Source organism: Roseateles sp. DAIF2 (assembly GCF_015624425.1).
Classification (GTDB): domain Bacteria; phylum Pseudomonadota; class Gammaproteobacteria; order Burkholderiales; family Burkholderiaceae_C; genus Kinneretia.
In genome coordinates, this window is the sequence record NZ_CP049919.1 from 500,144 (window position 1) to 521,160 (window position 21,017).

Genomic DNA, 21,017 nt, shown 5'->3' on the forward strand with positions numbered 1-21,017 from the left:
CAAGCACGATGCAATTGAGTCTGCAGGGCATCAGTCACCGGGTGGGCGCCGCCGAGCACCTCTACCCGCTGGACCTGACGCTCCAACCGGGGGCGGTCACCGTGCTGCTGGGCGCGACCCAGGCCGGCAAGACCACCCTGATGCGCCTGATGGCGGGGCTGGACCGGCCCACGGCCGGCAAGGTGCTGGTGGACGGGGTCGACGTCACCGGCATGCCGGTGCGCGAGCGCAATGTCGCGATGGTCTACCAGCAGTTCATCAACTACCCCTCGATGACGGTGCGCGACAACATCGCCTCGCCGCTGAAGCTGCGTGGCGGCGCCACCCGCGAGGCGATCGCCAAGCAGGTGGACCAGCTGGCCGAGAGGCTGCACATCGAGATGCACCTGGACAAGCTGCCGGCCCAGCTTTCCGGCGGGCAGCAGCAGCGCGTCGCGCTGGCGCGCGCGCTGGCCAAGAACGCGCCGCTGATGCTGCTGGACGAGCCGCTGGTCAACCTGGACTACAAGCTGCGCGAGGAACTGCGTGAGGAGCTGAGCCAGCTCTTCGCCACCGGTGGCTCCACCGTGGTCTATGCCACCACCGAGCCGGCCGAGGCCCTGCTGCTGGGCGGCTACACCGCGGTGCTGGACGCCGGCGAGCTGCTGCAGTACGGCCCGACCGCCGAGGTCTTCCACCGGCCCACCTCGCTGCGCGTCGCGCGCGCCTTCAGCGATCCGCCGATGAACCTGCTGCCGGCCCAGGGGCGCGGCGAGCGCATCGAGCTGATGCCGGGGCTGGCGCTGGCGCTGCCCGCTCAAGGAGCGGTGACCGTGGGCCTGCGCGCCAGCGCGCTGCGCGTCACCGGTCAGCCGGGCGACCTCGCGATCAAGGGCAAGGTCGAGCTGGCCGAGATCTCCGGCTCCGACACCTTCGTGCATGTGCACAGCGAGGTCGGCGAGCTGGTCGCGCAGCTGACCGGCGTGCATTACTTCGAGCTGGGCGCGCCCATCACCCTGTACCTGCAATCCGCGCAGGCCTATGTGTTCGACGCCCAGGGCGCGTTGGCGATCGCACCGCAGAGAGGCCGCTGAGATGGCAAGAATCGACCTCGACCTGGCCCATGCCTACCGGGCCAATCCGCAGAGCGACACCGACTACGCGTTGCTGCCGCTGAAGATGACGTTCGACGACGGCGGCGCCTATGCACTGCTGGGCCCCTCGGGCTGCGGCAAGACGACGATGCTCAACATCGTCTCGGGCCTCCTGAAGCCCTCGCATGGCTCGGTCAGCTTCGACGGCCGTGACGTCACCGCGCTGTCACCGCAGGAACGCAACATCGCCCAGGTGTTCCAGTTCCCGGTGATCTACGACACGATGACGGTGGCCGAGAACCTGGCCTTCCCGCTGAAGAACCGCGGCGTCGCGCCGGACCGGATCAAGGCCCGCGTCGGCAAGATCGCCGAGATGCTGGAGATGAGCGGCCAGCTGAACCAGCGCGCCGCCGGCCTGGCCGCGGACGCCAAGCAGAAGATCTCGCTGGGCCGCGGCCTGGTGCGCGAGGATGTCTCGGCGGTGCTGTTCGACGAACCGCTGACCGTGATCGACCCGCACCTGAAATGGCAGCTGCGGCGCAAGCTCAAGCAGATCCACCATGAGCTGAAACTGACCCTGATCTACGTGACACACGACCAGGTGGAGGCGCTGACCTTCGCCGATCAGATCGTCGTGATGTCGCGCGGCCGCGCGGTGCAGGTCGGCTCCGCCGACGCGCTGTTCGAGAAGCCGCAGCATATGTTCGTCGGCAACTTCATCGGCTCGCCCGGCATGAACTTCCTGCCGGGGCGCTTCAAGAGCAACGGCGTGATCGAGGTGGCGGGGCAAGACCTGCCCCTGTCCTTCGGCGTGCTGTATCAGCAGCTGGAGCAGGCGGGCGAGTTCACCCTGGGCGTGCGGCCCGAGTATGTGGGCCTGGCCCCGAGCGGCAGCGCCGGCACCCTGCGCGCCAGCGTGGCCCAGGTGCAGGACATCGGCACCTACTGGCTGGTCAGCTTGCAGGCCGGCGCCCATCCGCTCAAGCTGCGCCTGCCCGCGCAGGAACAGCCGCCGGCCATCGGCGCCGAGGTCTGGCTGCAGGTGCTGGGCACCCACACCTGCTTCTACGGCCGCGACGAGCGGCTGCTTAACAACCACTCTCTTGCCAAGGAAGGGCTGCAAGCATGAAGCCCATCAATCAGAAGGCCTGGTTCCTGGTGCTGCCGGTCTTCATCTGCGTGGCCTTCTCGGCCATCCTGCCGCTGATGACGGTGGTGAACTACTCGGTGCAGGACATCATCTCGCCGGAGCGCCGCGTCTTCGTCGGCGTCGAATGGTTCGCCAATGTGATGCGCGACGAGGAGCTGCATGGCGCGCTGTGGCGCCAGCTCGGCTTCTCGCTGGCGGTACTGCTGGTCGAGATCCCGCTGGGTATCGCGCTGGCGCTGTCCATGCCGGCGCAGGGCTGGAAGGCCTCGGCGGTGCTGGTGATCGTGGCGCTGTCGCTGCTGATCCCCTGGAACGTGGTCGGCACCATCTGGCAGATCTACGGCCGGGCCGACATCGGCCTGCTCGGCGCCGCGCTGCAGGCCCTGGGCGTGGACTACAACTACACCGGCAATGCCAGCGACGCCTGGCTGACCGTGCTGGTGATGGATGTCTGGCACTGGACGCCGCTGGTGGCGCTGCTGTGCTTCGCCGGCCTGCGCTCGATCCCCGATGCCTACTACCAGGCCGCGCGCATCGACGGTGCCAGCAAGTTCGCGGTGTTCCGCTACATCCAGCTGCCCAAGATGCGCGGCGTGCTGATGATCGCGGTGCTCTTGCGCTTCATGGACAGCTTCATGATCTATACCGAACCCTTCGTGCTGACCGGCGGCGGCCCCGGCAATGCCACCACCTTCCTCAGCCAGTACCTGACGCAGAAGGCCGTCGGCCAGTTCGACCTGGGCCCGGCCGCGGCGTTCTCGCTGATCTACTTTCTGATCATCCTGCTGCTGTGCTTCATCCTCTACAACTGGATGCAGGCGCTGGGCCAGGCCGAAAAGACGGAGGCCGCTCATGGATGAGAAACGCTTCAAGAAGCGCACGATCTTCCTGATCGCCTACCTGGTGTTCGCCCTGCTGCCCATCTACTGGATGGTCAACATGAGCTTCAAGACCAACCAGGAGATCCTGTCCAGCTTCAGCTTTTTCCCGCAGGCCTTCACCTGGGACAACTACAAGACGATCTTCACCGACCCGTCCTGGTACTCGGGCTATATCAACAGCCTGATCTATGTGGCGATCAACACGGTGATTTCGATCACCGTGGCGCTGCCGGCCGCCTATGCCTTCAGCCGCTATTCCTTCCTCGGCGACAAGCATGTGTTCTTCTGGCTGCTGACCAACCGCATGACGCCGCCCGCGGTGTTCCTGTTGCCCTTCTTCCAGCTCTACACGACCCTGGGCCTGATGGACACCCACCTCGCGGTGGCGCTGGCCCATCTGCTGTTCAACGTGCCGCTGGCGGTGTGGATCCTGGAAGGCTTCATGAGCGGCATCCCTCGAGAAATCGACGAGACCGCGTACATCGACGGCTACAGCTTCCCGCGCTTCTTCCTGACCATCTTCCTGCCGCTGATCAAGGCGGGCGTCGGCGTCGCGGCCTTCTTCTGCTTCATGTTCAGCTGGGTCGAGCTGCTGCTGGCCCGCACCCTGACCAGCGTCAACGCCAAGCCCATCGTCGCGACGATGACCCGCACCGTCAGCGCTTCCGGCATGGACTGGGCGACGCTGGCCGCGGCCGGTACCCTGACCATCGTGCCGGGCGCGATCGTGATCTGGTTCGTGCGCCACTACATCGCGAAGGGTTTCGCGATGGGACGCGTTTGAGGAGCATCGGATGTTTGACTGGATGGTTTGGACGACGCCCGTCGCCGTCTTTTTCACCTGCATCGTGCTGATGCTGGCCGGCATGACGGTCTGGGAAATCAAATCCCCGACCAGCCTGCGCAAGGGCTTCCTGCCGCTGAAGACGACGCGCGGCGACCGGCTCTTCATCGGCCTGCTCAGCGCGGCCTATATCAACCTGGCCTTCGTCGGCCTGGCCGCCCGCTTCGCCGAATGGTTCAAGCTGGAGAGCGAACCCAGCGTCTGGATCAGCTTCGTGCTGTCGATGCTCGTGCTGGCGCTGATCATGCGCAAGGGCTGACGACGGTTTTTCCTTCAGGATCCGGCCCCCTCACTCCCCCGGGGCCGCCGCCATCCTCGTGCAGGGGGACGTTTGTTCGATGACCGAAGAGGAGACAAGAGTGCAACAAAAGATCAAATACACCGCCCTGGCCGCAGCGGCGCTGCTGGCCCTCGGCGCACAGGGCGCCTTCGCTGGCGAGGCCGAGGCCAAGAAATGGGTGGACAGCGAGTTCCAGCCGTCCACCTTGAGCAAGGACCAGCAGATGGCCGAGATGAAGTGGTTCATCGAGGCGGCCAAGAAGCTGCAGGCCAAGGGCGTCAAGCAGATCTCGGTGGTCTCCGAGACCATCACCACCCACGAGTACGAGGCCAAGACCCTGGCCAAGGCCTTCAGCGAGATCACCGGCATCACCGTCAAGCATGACCTGATCCAGGAAGGCGACGTGGTCGAGAAGCTGCAGACCTCAATGCAGTCCGGCAAATCGATCTACGACGGCTGGATCTCCGACTCCGACCTGATCGGTACCCATTACCGCTACGGCAAGATCATGAACCTGACCGACTACATGGCCGGCGCAGGCAAGGAGTTCACCAACCCCGGCATCGACATCAAGGACTTCATCGGCACCAGTTTCACGACCGCGCCGGACGGCAAGCTCTACCAGCTGCCCGACCAGCAGTTCGCCAACCTGTACTGGTTCCGCGCCGACCTGTTCGAGCGCAAGGACCTGAAGGACAAGTTCAAGGCCAAGTACGGCTATGACCTGGGCGTGCCGCTGAACTGGAGCGCCTACGAGGACATCGCCGAGTTCTTCACCAACGATGTGAAGAACATCGACGGCAAGCCCATCTACGGCCATATGGACTACGGCAAGAAGGACCCCTCGCTGGGCTGGCGCTTCACCGATGCCTGGCTGTCGATGGCCGGCACCGCCGACAAGGGCATCCCGAACGGCATGCCGGTCGATGAATGGGGCATCCGCGTTGCCGACGACAAGTGCACCCCGGTGGGCGCCTCGGTGGCCCGCGGCGGCGCCACCAACTCGCCGGCCGCCGTCTACGCGCTGACCAAGTACGTGGACTGGATGAAGAAGTACGCGCCCAAGGAAGCCACCGGCATGACCTTCGGCGAGGCCGGCCCGGTGCCGGCCCAGGGCCAGATCGCGCAGCAGATCTTCTGGTACACCGCCTTCACCGCCGACATGACCAAACCCGGCCTGCCGGTCGTCAATGCCGACGGCACGCCCAAGTGGCGCATGGCCCCCGGCCCGAACGGCCCCTACTGGAAGCAGGGCATGCAGAACGGCTACCAGGACGTCGGCAGCTGGACCTTCTTCGCCAACCACGATGCCAACAAGACGGCCGCGGCTTGGCTGTACGCGCAGTTCGTGACGGCCAAGACCACCTCGCTGAAGAAGACCATCGTCGGCCTGACCCCGATCCGCGAGAGCGACATCCGCTCCAAGGCCATGACCGACATGGCGCCCAAGCTGGGCGGCCTGGTCGAGTTCTACCGCAGTCCGGCGCGCGTGGCCTGGACCCCGACCGGCACCAACGTGCCCGACTATCCGAAGCTCGCGCAGCTGTGGTGGAAGAACGTGGCTCAGGCCGTCACCGGCGAGAAGACTCCGCAGGCCGCGATGGACACGCTGGCCGACGAGATGGACCAGGTGATGGCCCGCCTGGAGCGCGCCGGCATGGCAAATTGCCCGCCCAAGCTGAACAAGAAGGAAGACCCGAAGAAATGGCTGACCGACAAGGGCGCTCCCTGGGCCAAGCTGGCCAACGAGAAGCCCAAGGGCGAGACCATCGCCTATGACAAGCTGCTGAACGCCTGGAAGGAAGGGCGCGTGCGCTAAGCCAGAACTGCGGCCTCTGCCTTTGCAGGCGAGGGGCTGCAGTGGAGTCCCTCCAGAAACAAAGCGTCGCCTGCGGGCGGCGTTTTTTTTGGAGATCGCTTCGCGTCCCTGTTGACGTAGGCCGTCTTGGCCTGTCGGCAAGCCTAGTGGATTACCCAGGCTTCCATTCGGCGATGGCGCCTCGTTATGCTGGTCCTCGCCCGAACAGAGTCTAGGCACATGACCCAATGACCGGCGGGCACCTTCGTCATCAAGGGAGAGAAAACCATGAAGAAACTAGTGCTTGCCTTGGCAAGCGCCTGCGGCATTGTTTTGCCTGCGCAGGCCGAGTTCAATATCGAGTACGTGCGAGGCGCCATCACGGCGACGGCCAAGTATGGCAATTACGCACCCATCCAGGAGTCCGAACCATTCAACCCGGCCTGGCCGGTGAATGGTGGCCTGCGTGCCGTCTCCGAACGCTTCTTTGGCCTGTATGAACAAACCTCCACCGCAATCGGGGATGCATTGAGTAGAGAAGCGGCCGCAAGAGGGGCCAGCTTCTCTGGGGGATGGCTATCGGGACCTTTGAGTCTGGGGCTTTCCGGTGCGGGTGGGCTGCAACGGGCAAACCTCAGCGTCGGTTACTTCGGTGGCACGTTCAGGGTCAAGAAATCCAAGCTGGGCGGATTGATCTCCGGCGAGTGTCAAGCCTTGATCAATGTCCAAGACATCAGAGCAAGCGTGGCGTACGACCCCAGGACGCTTCAAGTTGTGCCGGGAGCATCCACGGTGGCGGCGCAGCCTAGCTATGGCTCTGTCACCTGTGAGTCCAATCTGGGTTTCGTCCCGTTCCTGGGTGGCTACATCGAACGCTTGGCGACGAGGGAGTTCAGCGCGGCCTTGGACCAGGCCTTGGCGCAAGTCCCGCACCTGCTGCTCAGGGAGGCGGTCGGCTCGGTAGCTGGCGGGCTGAGCAAGGTGTCTGCCGCGTTTTCTAGTGCCGCTCGGCTGTACCCCAGCCAGGCTGCTCCGCTGCTACGAGACTATCTGGCCAACAACGCCGCGTACTTCCTGGAAGGGCGGAGTCTGTCGCTTGAGCTCAATCGAGCACCTCGGAACAACTACAACCCGTCCTGGGGTAATCCGCTGGGCAACGACATCTATCGCTTCCAGGCTTATGCGTTCAAGCTGGATTTGTCTGACCAGAACACCGCGTTCACGCTCAGCCTGAGCGAGGAAACTGACTATCGCTACACCTGGTTCTGCAACAAGCCCGTCGGCCAGGAGTGCCCGATCGACATTTGAAGCTCCGAGGGCTGTCTACTCAGCCGGAGAGTGGCTGCGGGCCAAGCCGAGCATCGAATGATGCTCGGCTTGCCCTCACACAAGAACGGCCGCAACAGCCCGCTTTGAGAAAGTGAAGCAGATGGCGCCGTGAACGGAACCGGTGGTTCCGGCTCACTGCGCCATCACCGTCACCAGCGCAAAGAAGATGAAGCTGGGCCCGAAGCAGGGTACGCCGTCGGCATCCGTCATCCGCCAGATCGAGGCGACGGTGCAGCTTTCCTTCGGCGCGGCGAAGTCCACGGCGATATGCACGGGCTGGCCGGGCAGGGTGTCCGGCAGCGCGATCTCGCGATACAGGCTGGCCAGATAGGCCTCCTGCACGGCTTCGAGGCCGCCGTCCGGGCGCCGCCGGGCGATCGCGTATTCGCCGTCGACCCGCTGCACGCGGCGGCCCCGCCAGGGGCGGCTGCCCAGGTTCTGCAGCTCCCAGATCTTGCGGAAGGACTCGCCCGGCGAGACCACCGCATGGTCGGGCGTCGTCACGTCGGCGTTGAAGGCCGCGATGTCCTCCGGGTCGCGCGGGTTGACGGCCCGATTGGTCGCTAAGGGGAAGGCGCCGAAGGCCGCCGAGCCCTGCAGGTCGGCGTAGTAGCGGAACAGCAGCAGCGGCGAGACCTGCAGCGCGCCGGCCAGCCTGACCAGGGTGCGCACCGAGGGATCGCGCGCGCTGCCGTTGGCCAGGTCATAGAGATAGGTCCGGGCAAGCCCCGCCTCGGCCGCCAAGGCCGTGAGCGTCTTGCCCAACTCCCTGCCGCGCCGCGCCAGCAGGCCGCGCAGCGGCTCCGGTGAACTTGATGTTTGTGTCATGCCCTGGACGGCCCGTGGGGCCGCTCCTTCTCCCATCCCAGGTGCACAGCGTACGCCAAGCCTGACGAGCCGTACGCCAAACCCGACGCGGGGCACTCAAGAATTCATCGGCGCTCACGACGCTGTGAGCCGTGTCGGATGGCGATTTGATGAGGAGGAGAGCATGACGACGGAAGCTGGCCGGCGGCGCTGGGAGGGCGCGCTGATCCTGATCACCGCCCTGTGGGGCTGGTCCTTCGTCGCGATCCAGGCGGCCCTGGCCGAGCTGAGCGACTCGGCCTTCAATGCCTACCGCTTCCTTGTCGCGGCGCTGGTCATGCTGCCGGTGCTCGCGGCCCGGCGGGTCGCGCTGTCGAGAGCCGATGTCGTGCAGGGCGGCTTGGCCGGGCTGGCGCTCTATCTGGCGTTCTTCTTCCAGACCAAGGGACTCAAGTTCACGACGGCTTCCAACGCCGCCTTCATCACCGGCCTCGCCGTCGTTTTCACGCCGTTGATCCTGCTGGTCTGGCTGCGGGTGAGGCCCGGGAGGTCGCAGCTGCTCGGCGCCCTGCTGGCCACCCTCGGTCTGGCCTTGCTGACGCTGAAGGGCTTGAGCGTCGGGACCGGCGACCTGCTGGTGCTGCTGTGCGCGGCCTCGTTCGCGCTGCATATCGTGGTGCTGGCAAGGGCCAGCAAGCGGGCGGACAGCGTCAACCTCGCCTTCGTTCAGGTGCTGGTCGTCGGCCTGCTGTCCCTGCTGCAGTCGCTGGCCGGGCAGGAGTTCACCCTTCCCAGCGGCGCCGCCACGATCCGGGCGGTGCTGCTGATCGGCATCCTGGGCACAGCGCTGGGCTTCTATGTCCAGACCCGGGCCCAGGTCGCCTCGTCGCCGAACCGCATCGCGCTGATCATCGTGCTGGAGCCGGTGTTTGGCGGCCTGTTCGGCTATCTGCTGGCGGGCGACCGGCTGAGCGTGCCGAACTGGATCGGCGCGGCCCTGATCGTCATGGGCATGCTGGTCGCGGAACCCAGAATCCCGGCGCGCGGGCCGCGAGCCGTGGCCTGACCGTCCGGCAATTGGTGAACCCGGCGTTGCCGGCGTAAGCAGCTGTTGCGCATGTGGCAAATTTGGACGACTCGCGGCGGCTCGATCGGGACAATCGCGGGCCATGCAGTACCCCATCCCGCTCCCCTCTCGCCCCGCCCGCCCGCTGCCGATGCTGGCCTGTCTGTCCGTTTTTCTGCTGCTCGCGGCCTGTGGCGGCGGGGGCGGTGGGAGTGAAGGCGGCAGCGAGACCACCAGCAGCGTGCCCGCGGTGCCGCCGCCGGCCGCCTCCGCGCCGGTGGTGGTGACCCCGCCGCCACCCGCGCAGGCCGCCGCCGTGCAATGCGAGCTGCCGGACTTCCAGGCCGAGCTGCTGCGCCTGATCAACGAGCGCCGTGCCCGCGGCGCGGTCTGCGGTGCCGAGACCCTCGCGGCCGCGCCGGCACTAGCCTGGCAGACGCAGCTGGCGCAGGCCGCGGCCAGGCATTCGCAGGACATGGCGGACAAGAGCTTCTTCAGCCACACCGGCTCGGACGGCAGCAATGCCGGCCAGCGCATCAGCGCCACCGGCTACACCTGGAGCCGCTGGGGCGAGAACATCGCCTATGGCTACACCAGCAGCGCGGCCGTGGTGGACGGCTGGATGAAGAGCGAGGGCCATTGCCGCAACATCATGAACCCGGCCTTCACCGAGATGGGTCTGGCCTGCGTGCGGCAGAGCCAGAGCAATCCGGCCAGCACGGTGCGCTGGGCCTGGACCCAGGCCCTGGCCACCCCTCGCTGACCTAGCAGCAGCGATCCCGCCCGCCGGCCTTGGCCGCGTAGAGCGCGCGGTCGGCGCGCTGGCAGACGGTGCGCGCATCGTCCTGCGGCGTGGCCAGCGCCAGGCCGGCGCTGGCGCTGTAGGCCAGCTCGGGCCGCTCCGCGATCGGGCGCGCCTGGCGCAGGCGCTGTAGCAGCCGCTCGACGATGGCCCGCGCCTGCTCCGGCGCGACGTCGACCAGCAGCAGCATGAACTCCTCGCCGCCCAGGCGGCCGCAGGCGTCGCCGCGCCGCGTGCTCTGCTGCAGCTGGCGCGCGAAGTCGCACAGCACCCGGTCGCCGGCCTCATGGCCCAGCCCGTCGTTGATGCGCTTGAAATGATCGAGGTCCAGCAGTACCACCGCCAGCCGGCCGTCCTCGCCGCCGGGCTGGCGCAGCCGCTCCAGCTGCGCGTCCAGCTGCTGCAGCACATGGGCGCGGTTGCTGAGCCCGGTCAGCGCATCGGTCTGCGCGGCGCGCAGCGCCCGGTCGCGCTCCTGGCGCAGCGCGCGGCCGCCGGTCTTCAGCGCCGTGATGTCGCTGGCGCTGCAGTACATCCAGCCGCCGGGCAGCATGGTCTCGCTCATCCAGATCCAGCGGCCATCGACCAGATCCGCCTCGAAGGCGCGAAAGGGCTGTTTGCCGCGGCGCGAGGCCGCCGCCGCCAGCCAGGCCTCGGGGTCGGCGGCCGAGACCACATTGCCGCGCCCGGCGGCGCAGTTGGCCCGCATCATCTCCAGCCAGTTCAGGCGCCCGTCGGGCACGGCGTGGAAGGCCGCGCGGAAGGCCGGGTTGGCGAAGCGCAGCACATCGCGCTCGTCGAACAGGGCCAGCAGCTGCGGGCTGGCCTCGTGCAGCGCCAGCAGCTGGCGCGCCAGCTCGTCGTCATCATCACCATCGTCATGGGCCGAAGGGTTCATGCGTGCACGCAGCGAAAAAGAGGGTCAGGGCTTGAGGGCTAGTGTTGCACAGCGGGGCGCTATCCCAATCTTGTCAGCAGGCTGCGCGCCGGCCATTCCGTTTCCCGGGCGTGGCCCGTAGCATCGCGGCGAACCTCATTGCATGGAGCCAAGCGTCCCGATGTCTGCCGTCCAGCACACCCCGCGCCTGCTGCTGCGCCCCCCGGTCGCCAGCGATCTGGAGCGCCTGTTCGCGATCTATGGCGATCCCGCCACCAATGTCTACAACCCCTTCGGCCCCTTTGCGGACCGGGAGAAGGCGCGCAGCGTGCTGACGGGCTGGATCGAGCATTGGCAGCAGCATGGCTTCGGCCAATGGGCGATCGAGCTGCGGGAGGCGCCGGGCCGGGTGATCGGCTTCGGCGGCATCGGCTACCGCAAGTACCTGGAGCAGGAGGCGCTGAACCTGGGCTACCGCTTCGCGACCGAGGCCTGGGGCCATGGCTATGCCACCGAGCTGGCACGGGCCGCGCTGCAGCATGCCTTCGGCAGCCTGAAGCTGCCCGAGGTCTTCGCGATCGTGCGGCCGGTCAACCAGCCCTCGATCCATGTGCTGGAGAAGGCCGGCCTGCAGCGCATCGGCAGCCTGGACGACGTGCCGGGGCAGGAGCCCAGCCATCTGTACCGGGCCACGGCCCTGGGGTTGGCGGCCTAGCTAACGCGACGCGCTGTCAACCACCCGGTGGCACGGCGCAATACCGGCCGGCGCCGCCAAGGTCTCGAGCAGGAAGTCCGGGCGGAGATCCAGGCCCTGCAGCGCCTCGCGGTGGAACCAGCGGAACTCCAGCCGCACCCGGCTCGGCGCCTCGCCGTTCAGGCCGGCGCTGAACTCGAAGCGCTCGAAGGCCTCGGCCTTGTCGGCCAGCAGCAAGGGCGAACCCGCCGGCAAGGTGACCGGGAAGTAGAGCTCCAGGCCATGCTGCGGCCGCCCGCGGTAGTCGTAGAGGTTCTCGGCCACGACCTCCAGCGGGCCGACCTCGACCAGCGTCAGGTCCAGCTCCTCGCGCATTTCGCGTCGCAGCGCGGCCTCGGCCGTCTCGCCGGCCTCGACCCGGCCGCCGGGCAGGGCCCAGAAGGTGTCGGCGCCGACGCGGTGCAGCAGCACGAAATCGCCATCGCGGATGAGGGCGGCCGCACGCAGGTGAAAGCGCCAGGCGCCGGCGTCGAAGGAGATCATCATCGGGGTGCGGCTGTTCATCGCCGCGATTCTGACCGCTGAGTGTTCCCCTAGGTCTGCGGCAACTGAATCAGTCCGGCAGGCCGTAGATCACCCGACTCTCGGTTCTGACAAAGATCCCATTCCTTTCCAGCTCGTCGAGCAGGCGCAGGGTACTGGGCTCATCCAGTCGTGGACTAAAAAGGGCGCTGATGGATCCAATCAAGGTCTTGACCTTGGCGGGGCGCTGCTTGCCGCGATGGACAAGATAGGCCAGGGCCACCGACAGCTTTTCATCCTCGGGAGCCATGCTGTCGGCCTTGCTACCCAGTGCGGATATGTCTTGCAAGGTCAGACTGCGCGACACCTTCAGTCCCTTGTCGCTCTTCAGATGCGAAATTAACGGATCTAGATCCTTGTCTGCCGTGATGACGTGGAAGCAGGCCTGTGGGTCAGCCGCGGCCAGTTCACCGATGTAGTACGCGACATGAAAGTCCAGCGCATTGTTCCCGCAGCCACCAATCTTGATGTAACGGACGTCCTCACCCTTGCTCTGCAGAGCCGAGACCAAGTCGAAATTCACTCGGGGCTGTTTGGCTCCTACGAAAACGAGGACCTTGAAACAAGCCGGGCGCAACAACTCCGCCATCGAGGGCTGCACGTTTTCGTAGTCGATGAGGATGTAGTTGGTCTTGATGATCCGTGCTCCAAGCTCGCAGGGTGCTCGGGCCTTGCGACTCAAGCTTTCGCGTTCGGATGCTGCGCCGCCTTGATCCGCTTCACCTCCGCCAGCTGGTAGCGGAAGGCGGCGATCGCGTCCTGGGACTTGGGGTCCCATTGCTGCACCGGCAGATGGGCCAGCACGGCCTCCAGCGCATCGGCGAGCTGGCCGATCTGGCGGCCGTAGCTGCCGACATCCTCGAGGATGCGGCGCTCCAGCTGCGGGTCGCTGGACTTGCCGAGGTTGATGTTCACCAAGCCGACCTGACCGGCCATCAGCCTGCCGGCCCAAACCCAGGGATTGATGGTCTGGCTGACATCGCCAGACAGGGGTAGCAGCACGTTCGCCATCGCCTCGCTCCTCCGCATCCAGAACAGGAAGCCGCAGCGTAGCGCATGCCACCGCGCTTGCGGATGACGATGTGGCTCAGCCGGCCCGGCCCTGGAACATCAGCCGCTCGGCCAGCTCGCGCTGCGCCACCGGCAGGCGTGCCGCGCTGTCGATCAGGCGGATCGCCTGTTCGCAGCCGCCAGCGCTGCCGCCACCGGTCCACAGGTTCAGGAACAGGCCCGGCGCCTGCGCGCCGAGCGTGCGGCGCACCACCTCCAGCTCCACGCCGCTGGGCGGGCGCGGCAGCCAGCGCGGCAGCTCGGCCTCGGCCGCGGCGCCCATCCAGCTGGTCTCCTGCGCCAGCAGCTCCACCGGCAGCTGGCGCCGCCAGGCCAGGTCGCCGCCCAGCAGGGCGCGGCAGGCCGGCTCGCCGGCCATCGAGGCGGTCGCGCGCAGCTGGGCGCGCAGCAGGACCAGGTAGCGCCGCCGCAGCTCCGGCGGCGCGGCGACGATCAGCTCCGGCAGGCGCGGCGCCAGCACGCGCAGCGCGGCCAGCTGGGCCGCATCGGCGACCGTGGACTCGGCCGGGGCGGCCGCGCCGGGCGCGCTGCTGCTGCTGCTTCGCACCGCCAGCATCGCGCGCGCGGCCTCGTCCAGCAGGCCGGGGAAGCGCTGCTCGAGCCGGTACCAGGCCGGGTTGCCGCGCAGCGCGTCGGCATGGGCCTCCAGCAGGCTGGCGTCGGCGCCGCCGGGCAGCTCGACGTCCAGGGTCTGCGGCGGCGCGGCGACCAGCGCATGCGCGACCAGCTCCTCGTTCTTCGGGTACCACATGCTGTGCGCCGGCGTGCGCGCGGTGCGCTCGACGAAATACTCGGGCAGGCCCATGCGGCGGTAGGTGGCCGAGAGCTCGCGGTTCGCCATCTCGTCGAACACCGGGTTGTAGGTGCCGCTGGAGGCGCGGTGGAAGCCGAGCTGGGCGCCGGGCATCAGCTGGCGCTGCGCACCGGCCAGGAAGACCAGGGTGCAGGCGCTCTCGCAGCCGCCCACCGCGCGCGTGCCGGCGCCGGCCTTCTTGACCATCTCGACCATGCGCTCGGCCTCGTAGACGCGGCCGCCCGGCGAGGCCAGCTCGAACAGGCGCACCGGCTGGCGCGTGCCGGCCAGCACGGTCTGCAGCCGGGTGGCGTCGCCCATGCCGATCGGGCCGTCCAGGCGCAGGGTGCGGCCGTCGGCCGAGAGCTTGAACGTGGCCTGGCCGATCGGGTCGGTGCCGCGCGCCAGCTGCCAGTACTCGTCCATCTGCGGCCCAAAGCCAACCAGGGTCGACAGCAGCAGCTGCACCGCCGAGCCGATCAGGCTCAGGCGCGCCAGCCAGCCCCACAGCAGCGAGCCGTTCTCGCGCAGATAGGCGCTGGCGGCGCGCCAGGCGCCGACGATGCACCAGAGGCTCACCACGACGATCAGCGGCCAGCCGATCAGCACCGCGATGCTGCCGGCCTGCAGCGCCTCGCCCTTCATGCTGATCCAGGTCATCAGCGCGCTCAGCGCCAGCGCCAGCGGCACCGACAGCAGCACATTGTTGACCCAGTAGCTCTGCGCCAGGCTCAGCTCGCCGCGCCAATGGCGCCCGATATAGCTGCTGCCGTACTCGTCGGCCACCGTGCCGTCGCGCCGGGTGCGGCGCACGACGCGGGTGCCGGCCAGCTTGTCGTGCCAGGCCAGGCGGTCCGGGTCGAAGCCGGCCCAGGCGAAGCCCAGGCCCAGCGGCAGGGCCGACAGCAGATAGCCGACCCAGCGCAGCGCGGCCTGCGCCGGGCTGGGCCGGGCACCGCTGCGCGCGTCGACGACGCGGATACCGGTCAGCAGCTTGCCCGGCGTCGCGCCCTGCCAGGTCCAGAAGGTGATGCACAGCAGGGCCGGCAGCAGCCAGTTGATCGCGAGGCTCAGCGGCCGCAGATCATTCAGCTGCGCGATGGTCTCGCCATAGGCCAGCCACATCAGCGGCATCGACAGCGCCAGCATCAGCATCACGTCCAGCAGCAGCGCCCAGACTCTCGTGCCGAAGGGTGCCGTTGGCGCCGGGCGGCGCGGCGGGCGCTTCGGCGCGGGGCGCAGGTCGGACAGCGGCGAGGGGGCTTCCTCTTCCTCCACCGGCGCGTCGTGATCGACCATCGTCGGGTCGAGGCTGCGCGGCGCGCGCCTGCCGCTGCCGGACCCTGGCTGCTTGTTCATGACCTGACCCTCTTCTCCCTTGCAGAGCTGCTCACTCTAGCGGCTGCGCCGCCGCTGCGGTTCCGGGAGATGCCGGTTTTTTCACGCCGGCCGGCCCTCCGATGGGGGAGGGGCAGGCGCCGGCCAGGTCTTCAGCCGACGCGCCGCGGCAGCAGCGGCGTCCGCAGCAGGCGCCGGCACCAGGGGTCGTAGACCGACTGGGCCAACTGGGAGAGCTGCTGCAGCCGCTGCGGCAGATCGCGCAGGATCTCGTTGCGGTTCTGCACCGCCGGCCCTTGCGACCGGGCCAGCAGGCTGCCACCGGCGCCGCACCAGTCGCGCAGGCCCTGGGCCGTCAGCTCCAGATGGCATTGCAGCGCCAGATGCGGGCCGAGCGCGAAACCCTGGTTCAGGCAACGCCGCGCGAACATCAGCCGGCGCGCGCCGCGCGGCAGCTCGAAGGTATGCGCATGGGCATTGAACACCAGTACCTGCATCGGCGAGCCGCGGAACAGGGTCTGGCCCTCGGGCGTCAGCAGCGCATGGTTCCAGCCCACGGTGGCCGTGGGGCTGGGCAGCACCCGTGCGCCGGCGGCGGTCGCCAGCATTTGCGCGCCGAAGGCGTGGCCCAGCACCGGTACGTCATGGGCCAGGGCCGAGGCGCACAGGCGCAGCTCGGCATGGATCCAGGGCAGGTCATCGCGCACCTGCCGCTCGCTGCCCAGCAGCACCAGGCCCGCGAAGTCGCGCGCATGGGCGGGCAGGCTCTGGCCCAGCTCGGGGCGCAGCAGCATGGTGGGCAGGCCGTGGCGGCGCAGGCAGTCCAGCAGGCTGCCCGGGCCCAGATGGTCCTCGTGCTGGATGATGAGCACCGGTTTCATCGCGTGTCGTCCTCGCGTGCGGAACAAAGATCAGCGATGCTGGCCCGGGCGGCATCAAGCCGGTGTCCAGCTTGGCGGCCGCGGCCTCAAGAGACCGTCAAGCTCAATCGTCGCCGAAGGGGAACTTGCCCGGCACCACCATGCTCTGCGACAGCCGCGCGACCACGCCGTTCTTGAAATGCACATTGAAGCGCAGCAGGTAGCCGCCCTGGTCCGGGCGCACGTTCCAGTCCCAGACATCCTCGCCGCTGAGCTTGAAGAACATGCGGCTGCGCTCCAGCCCCAGGCGGCGGCTGACCTGCAGCTGGGTCATGCCGGTCTCGATCGCGAAGCGGCTGGCCTCGGTCAGGGTGTCCTCGATAGTGAGCAGGCGGCCGGCGCGGTCCAGGGTCACCAGATAGCAGGTCTGGCCGAAAGGCTGGGAGGAGTACTCGAGCGTCTGGCCGCCGTCCGGGTTGCTCCAGCTGCGCACCGGCTGGCCGTAGCGCGCCTGGACATCCTGGGCGGTGCTCTGGCCCTTCACCAGCGCCGGGTCATGCGCCAAGGTGGCGCAGCCGGCCAGCAGGGCCAGGGCGAACAGGGCGGGCAAGAGAAGAAGGCGGGTTGCGGACGAGCTCATCGCCGTGCTCCTAGGTGATGGCCTTCGATTATTCCGCATGCCGCCCGCCGGCGCGGTCAAGATCCGGTCAGCTAAGCGCCGCACAGTGGGGCATCGCAGCCCCTTGTTGAAAGAGAAAGCATCGATGACGACGACGACGGCCCCCCAAGACCTGTACCGCCAGAAACGCCGCCGCAGCGCCGAAGAGGCGCTGGACCTGCTGTGCGACGGCGACTTCATCATCGTGCCCACCGGCGTGGCCGAGCCGCCGGCGCTGCTGACGGCGCTGTCCGACCAGCGGCGGCGCTTTCGCGACATCAAGGTGGGCCAGATCCTGCCGGTGCGGCGCTTCGGCTATTTCGACCCGGAGACCGCCGAGCATGTGCGCCACATGGCCTTCTTCTTCGGCGCGGCCTCGCGCGCCGGCGGCCAGGCCGGCTGGATCGACTTCATCCCGAGCTACTTCTCCGAGATGCCGCAGCTGATCGAGCGCGGCCTGATCCCGGCCGACGTGGTGTTCGCGCTGGCCTCGCCGATGGATGCGCATGGCTATTTCTCGCTCAGCCTGGGCGCCGACTACACGATGGCCGCGCTGGCCAAGGCGCGCGCCATCGTGCTGGAGGTGAACCCGCACGTGCCCTTCGCCTTCGGCGCCTGCCAGGTGCATGTCTCGCAGATCAGCGCTCTGGTCGAGGACGAGACGCCGGTGCAGGAGGTGGGGCTGCCGACGATCGGCCCGGTGCAGCAGGCGATCGGCAAATATGTGGCCGAGATGATCGAGGACGGCTCGACCCTGCAGATCGGCTATGGCGGCATCCCGGACGCGGTGGTGATGCAACTGAGCGCCAAGCGCGACCTGGGCATCCACACCGAGATGATCGGCGACGGCATCCTGAGCCTGATCGCGAGCGGCGCGGTGACGAACCGGCGCAAGAACTACCTGCCGGGCAAGATGGTCGCGACCTTCGCGCTGGGCTCGCGCAAGCTCTACGACTTCATGCACCGCAACCCGGGCCTGGAGATGCACCCGGTGGACTTCACCAACGACCCCTACCTGGCCGGGCAGAACGACAAGCTGGTCGCGATCAACGCCACCCTGCAGATCGACCTGCTGGGCCAATGCGGCTCGGAGAGCCTGGCGCACCGGCCCTATTCGGGCACCGGCGGCCAGGTCGACTTCGTGCGTGCCGCCAATCGCTCGCGCGGCGGCAAGGCCTTCATCGTACTGCCCTCGACCGCCAAGGACGACAGCATCTCGCGCATCGTGCCGACCCTCTCGCCCGGCACCCACCTGACCACCGGCAAGAACGACATCAACTATGTGGTCAGCGAGCATGGCGTGGCCCAGCTGCGCGGCAAGAGCGCGAAGCAGCGCGCGCTGGAGATGATCGCGATCGCCCATCCCGACTTCCGCGCCGAGCTGCGCGAGGCGGCGCGCGGGCTGAACCTGCTGTGACAATCCGCTCCATCTCGGAGAGGCGGGCGGGGTGAGCGATGCGGGCAGGCGGCGGCAGGAGAGCATGGGCGGCGATGGGCCTGCTGCTGGCCATGGGCGCCGCCGCGGCGCAGCCGGCCGCCGCGCCCTGCACCCTGATCTATGGCCATGGCCGCAACCATGACCCGGAGCGGCCGCAGCAGGACCGGCTGTGGGACCGGCTGAACGCCGAGTTCCATGCCGCGGTGCTGCAGCAATGGCGCGAGGCCGGCCGCGCCGCCGCGCCGCTGCTGCTGCCGGTGGCCGCGACCGACCTGGCGCTCAATCTGCAGCGCCTGCTGCAGGAATCCGCCGCGCAGGGCTGCACGCGGGTGCTGGAGACCGCGCTGTTCGCCGACTACGACGGCGGCGCCCTGGTGCTGCGGCTGCGCCTGTATCCGCTGCAGGGCAGCCTCGGGCCGCGCGCGGCCGGCGCGCTGCCGGCGGTGGGCCAGCCGCTCTTGACCGTGCAGCGCGAGCTGGACCTGGCGAACCCACGCAGCCTGGAGCGGCTGGACCCGCGCGTGCTGGGCCGGGCGCTGGCGAGCGAGGCGCTGGCCGCGCCCTGAGCGGCGTCAGGCCGCGGCCGCCTGGCGCGGCAGGGCCGCCGCGTTCTCGCCTTCGGCTCGCTGCAGCAGCACGCTGAACACCGAGCCCTGGCCGGGCGTACTGCGCAGCTCGATCGTGCCGCCCATCTGCTCGACCAGCAGCTTGACGATGGTCAGGCCCAGGCCGGTGCCGCGCAGATGGGCGGTGGCGGGCAGGCGCTTGAATGGCTGGAACAGCTGGGCCTGCTCGGCCTCGCTGAGGCCCGGGCCCTGGTCCTCGATCTCGATCGCCAGCCGGCCCTGCGCGCGCGCCAGCACCCGCAGGCCGACCCGGCCGCCGGGTCGGTTGTACTTGCAGGCATTGCTGAGCAGATTGGCCAGCACCTGGCCCAGGCGCTGCGCGTCGCCCAGCACCGCCAGCCCTTCCTGGGGCAGCGCGGCCTGTTCCAGGGTGACCTGGAACTCGCGCGCCTCGGCCGAGACCAGGGCCGCCGCCTCGGCCAGCACCGGCGCCAGCGGCGTCGGCACGCGCGCCACGCTGAACTGGCCCGAGTCGATGCCGCTGATGTCCAGCACGTCGTCCACCAGGCGCAGCAGATGCTTGCCGGCGCCGCCGATCATCTGGATGCTGCGGCGCTGGCGCTCGCTCAGCGGCTCGGCGCCGTTCATCAGCAGCAGGTCGGAAAAGCCCAGCACCGCGTTGAGCGGCGTGCGCAGCTCATGGCTCAGGCGCGACAGGAACTCCATGCGCGCCGCGGCGCTGCGCTCGGCCGCGGCCTTCTCCAGCGCCAGGGTCTCCTGCCGCACCTGCTGGCTGACATCCTTGATCACGCCGACCATGCGGCGGTCGCCGGCCGCCAGGCTGCCCTGCATCACGCCGGTGACGACGATGTGGCGCGGCTCGGCGGCGCCGGTTTCGGGGCGGATGCGAAAGCGCTGGCGGAACAGCAGGCCGGACTCGGTGGCCTGGTCCAGCTGCAGCTGCAGCGGCGGCACATCCTCGTCCAGCACCAGGGCGCGCACGCGCGAGCGCGGGATCTCCAGGCCCTGCGGCCCGCAGGGCAGGCCGTAGACCGCGCAGGCGCGCGCGTCCAGCAGCACCCGCTCGTCGGCCTGGTGCCACTCGAACACGCCCAGGCCGTCGCTTTCCGCAGCCAGCGACCAGCGCCGATTCGCATCCTCCAGCGCGGCCTCGTCGCGCGCCTGGCGACGCAGCCCGGCGCGCACCAGCAGCCAGGCGGTCAGGGTCAGCAGCAGCGCGGTCAGCGCCACCACCACCTCCAGCAGCCAGAAGGTGGTGCGCGAGGCCTCGCCCAGGGCCTGGCTGAAGCGGCGCTCCAGGCCCAGCAGCTCGTTCTCCAGCTCGTCCAGCAGGGCCAGCATCACCAGCAGCTGCGGGCCGCGTTCGTCTTCCGGCCGTTCGAGCTGGCCCTGCAGCTGCTGCGCCAGGTCCTGCAGACGGGCGATCAGCTGGTCGCCATGGCGCCAGGCCTGGACCGAGGCGCTCATCAGCTCGGTGCCGCCGAACCAGCGGTACAGGCGGATCATGCCGGGGATGTCGTCCGCGGCATTGCCGCCGCGCAGGAAGCCTTCGGTGGCCAGCGCCAGGTCGGGCTCGGGCGCGTCGAGCGCCAGCCGGGCCGTGCGGTCGCCCAGCGGCACCGCCAGCGCCGCTTCGAAGCGTTGCAGCTGGCCCGGCGTGCCGCCGTCCGCATAGGCGCGCAGATGCCTGAAGGCCTGGGCGCGCGCCTTCGACCATTGGCTCTCGCCGCCGACATAGGCGCGCGTCGCCGACAGCACATGAAAGCCCAGCAGGCACAGGGCCAGCATCACCGCATTGCCGATCAGCAGCGGCGTCATCACCAGCGCATAAGACAGGCGGCGCGTCCGGGCCGTGGACGGCGCGCTATCGTCAGAGTTCATGGCGCTCCCAGGTTGCCACGAGGTTCTTGTGTCGCGCGCCGCGTCCTCGGGCGGCTCGCCGACTGCGCATCGGGAATGGGCGACAGTATGCCGGGCCGGCTAAAAGATTTCGTCACAAATACGTGGTTTCGCTCACATTTGCGCCCGGTCATGAAATGCGAGTGAATCGCATTTAGAATTTTTGCAACCGCCCGCAGAGGCGACCATC

General features: G+C 68.5%; 21 protein-coding genes. 12 read left to right on the forward strand and 9 right to left on the reverse strand.

Annotated elements, in window-relative coordinates; genetic code table 11:
• Positions 1-8: 8 nt before the first annotated feature.
• The 7 genes from G8A07_RS02345 (at position 9) to G8A07_RS02375 (ending at position 7,334) form a co-directional block, all read left to right on the forward strand.
• Positions 9-1,073 carry an ABC transporter ATP-binding protein gene (locus G8A07_RS02345; protein ID WP_195795529.1) on the forward strand — a complete coding sequence of 355 codons (1,065 nt, stop codon included), beginning with the start codon at positions 9-11 and terminating at the stop codon, positions 1,071-1,073.
• A 1-nt stretch (position 1,074) separates the two neighbouring features.
• Positions 1,075-2,202: an ABC transporter ATP-binding protein gene (locus G8A07_RS02350; protein WP_195795530.1), complete on the forward strand. Its 1,128-nt coding sequence runs from the start codon at positions 1,075-1,077 to the stop codon at positions 2,200-2,202.
• A complete protein-coding gene (locus G8A07_RS02355; protein ID WP_195795531.1) occupies positions 2,199-3,083 on the forward strand; it encodes a carbohydrate ABC transporter permease in 885 nt (294 codons plus the stop codon). Before G8A07_RS02350 ends, G8A07_RS02355 begins: the two co-directional genes overlap by 4 nt.
• Positions 3,076-3,888 carry a carbohydrate ABC transporter permease gene (locus G8A07_RS02360; protein ID WP_195795532.1) on the forward strand — a complete coding sequence of 271 codons (813 nt, stop codon included), beginning with the start codon at positions 3,076-3,078 and terminating at the stop codon, positions 3,886-3,888. Before G8A07_RS02355 ends, G8A07_RS02360 begins: the two co-directional genes overlap by 8 nt.
• A 10-nt stretch (positions 3,889-3,898) precedes the next feature.
• Positions 3,899-4,207 carry a DUF2160 domain-containing protein gene (locus tag G8A07_RS02365; RefSeq protein ID WP_195795533.1) on the forward strand — a complete coding sequence of 103 codons (309 nt, stop codon included), beginning with the start codon at positions 3,899-3,901 and terminating at the stop codon, positions 4,205-4,207.
• Between the two features lie 100 nt (positions 4,208-4,307).
• Positions 4,308-6,047 (forward strand): ABC transporter substrate-binding protein, encoded by a 1,740-nt coding sequence (locus tag G8A07_RS02370; protein WP_371816415.1) that lies wholly within the window; start codon positions 4,308-4,310, stop codon positions 6,045-6,047.
• A 267-nt stretch (positions 6,048-6,314) separates the two neighbouring features.
• Positions 6,315-7,334 (forward strand): hypothetical protein, encoded by a 1,020-nt coding sequence (locus G8A07_RS02375; protein ID WP_195795535.1) that lies wholly within the window; start codon positions 6,315-6,317, stop codon positions 7,332-7,334.
• A 153-nt stretch (positions 7,335-7,487) separates the two neighbouring features.
• On the opposite strand, the gene G8A07_RS02380 is transcribed toward G8A07_RS02375, so the two are convergent.
• On the reverse strand, positions 7,488-8,183 hold the full coding sequence (locus tag G8A07_RS02380; protein WP_195795536.1) for an NBR1-Ig-like domain-containing protein: 696 nt from the start codon (positions 8,181-8,183) through the stop codon (positions 7,488-7,490).
• 163 nt (positions 8,184-8,346) lie between these two features.
• Between G8A07_RS02380 and G8A07_RS02385 the strand changes: the two genes are divergently transcribed.
• On the forward strand, positions 8,347-9,228 hold the full coding sequence (locus G8A07_RS02385) for a DMT family transporter (RefSeq protein WP_195795537.1): 882 nt from the start codon (positions 8,347-8,349) through the stop codon (positions 9,226-9,228).
• 103 nt (positions 9,229-9,331) lie between these two features.
• A complete protein-coding gene (locus G8A07_RS02390; protein WP_249937197.1) occupies positions 9,332-9,991 on the forward strand; it encodes a CAP domain-containing protein in 660 nt (219 codons plus the stop codon).
• Position 9,992: 1 nt separating this feature from the next.
• On the opposite strand, the gene G8A07_RS02395 is transcribed toward G8A07_RS02390, so the two are convergent.
• Entirely contained in the window at positions 9,993-10,928 is a 936-nt protein-coding gene (locus G8A07_RS02395) for a sensor domain-containing diguanylate cyclase (RefSeq protein ID WP_195795538.1), read from the reverse strand.
• 160 nt (positions 10,929-11,088) lie between these two features.
• Between G8A07_RS02395 and G8A07_RS02400 the strand changes: the two genes are divergently transcribed.
• Positions 11,089-11,622, forward strand: a complete 534-nt coding sequence (locus G8A07_RS02400; RefSeq protein WP_195795539.1) for a GNAT family N-acetyltransferase — start codon at positions 11,089-11,091, stop codon at positions 11,620-11,622.
• On the opposite strand, the gene G8A07_RS02405 is transcribed toward G8A07_RS02400, so the two are convergent.
• From G8A07_RS02405 to G8A07_RS02430, 6 genes are all read right to left on the reverse strand, one after another.
• Positions 11,623-12,165 carry an NUDIX hydrolase gene (locus G8A07_RS02405; RefSeq protein ID WP_249937198.1) on the reverse strand — a complete coding sequence of 181 codons (543 nt, stop codon included), beginning with the start codon at positions 12,163-12,165 and terminating at the stop codon, positions 11,623-11,625.
• A 49-nt stretch (positions 12,166-12,214) separates the two neighbouring features.
• Complete coding sequence (locus G8A07_RS02410; RefSeq protein WP_195795540.1) at positions 12,215-12,865, reverse strand: PIN domain-containing protein; 651 nt, start codon at positions 12,863-12,865, stop codon at positions 12,215-12,217.
• On the reverse strand, positions 12,862-13,194 hold the full coding sequence (locus tag G8A07_RS02415) for a hypothetical protein (RefSeq protein WP_195795541.1): 333 nt from the start codon (positions 13,192-13,194) through the stop codon (positions 12,862-12,864). The genes G8A07_RS02410 and G8A07_RS02415 overlap by 4 nt, the downstream gene beginning before the upstream one ends.
• A 76-nt stretch (positions 13,195-13,270) precedes the next feature.
• On the reverse strand, positions 13,271-15,406 hold the full coding sequence (locus tag G8A07_RS27690) for an RDD family protein (protein WP_213086221.1): 2,136 nt from the start codon (positions 15,404-15,406) through the stop codon (positions 13,271-13,273).
• Between the two features lie 131 nt (positions 15,407-15,537).
• Positions 15,538-16,266, reverse strand: a complete 729-nt coding sequence (locus tag G8A07_RS02425; protein ID WP_195795542.1) for a type 1 glutamine amidotransferase — start codon at positions 16,264-16,266, stop codon at positions 15,538-15,540.
• Positions 16,267-16,369: 103 nt separating this feature from the next.
• Positions 16,370-16,885, reverse strand: a complete 516-nt coding sequence (locus G8A07_RS02430) for a hypothetical protein (protein ID WP_195795543.1) — start codon at positions 16,883-16,885, stop codon at positions 16,370-16,372.
• Positions 16,886-17,009: 124 nt separating this feature from the next.
• Here G8A07_RS02430 and G8A07_RS02435 point away from each other — a divergent pair, with 124 nt between their 5' ends.
• Both G8A07_RS02435 and G8A07_RS02440 read left to right on the forward strand, forming a co-directional pair.
• The gene (locus tag G8A07_RS02435) at positions 17,010-18,320 is read left to right on the forward strand and encodes an acetyl-CoA hydrolase/transferase family protein (protein WP_195795544.1); all 1,311 of its coding nucleotides are present in this window, start codon (positions 17,010-17,012) and stop codon (positions 18,318-18,320) included.
• A 74-nt stretch (positions 18,321-18,394) separates the two neighbouring features.
• Entirely contained in the window at positions 18,395-18,907 is a 513-nt protein-coding gene (locus G8A07_RS02440; RefSeq protein WP_195795545.1) for a hypothetical protein, read from the forward strand.
• A gap of 6 nt (positions 18,908-18,913) precedes the next feature.
• Here G8A07_RS02440 and G8A07_RS02445 read toward each other — a convergent pair whose 3' ends face one another.
• Positions 18,914-20,809 (reverse strand): HAMP domain-containing sensor histidine kinase, encoded by a 1,896-nt coding sequence (locus G8A07_RS02445; RefSeq protein WP_195795546.1) that lies wholly within the window; start codon positions 20,807-20,809, stop codon positions 18,914-18,916.
• Positions 20,810-21,017 lie beyond the last annotated feature (208 nt).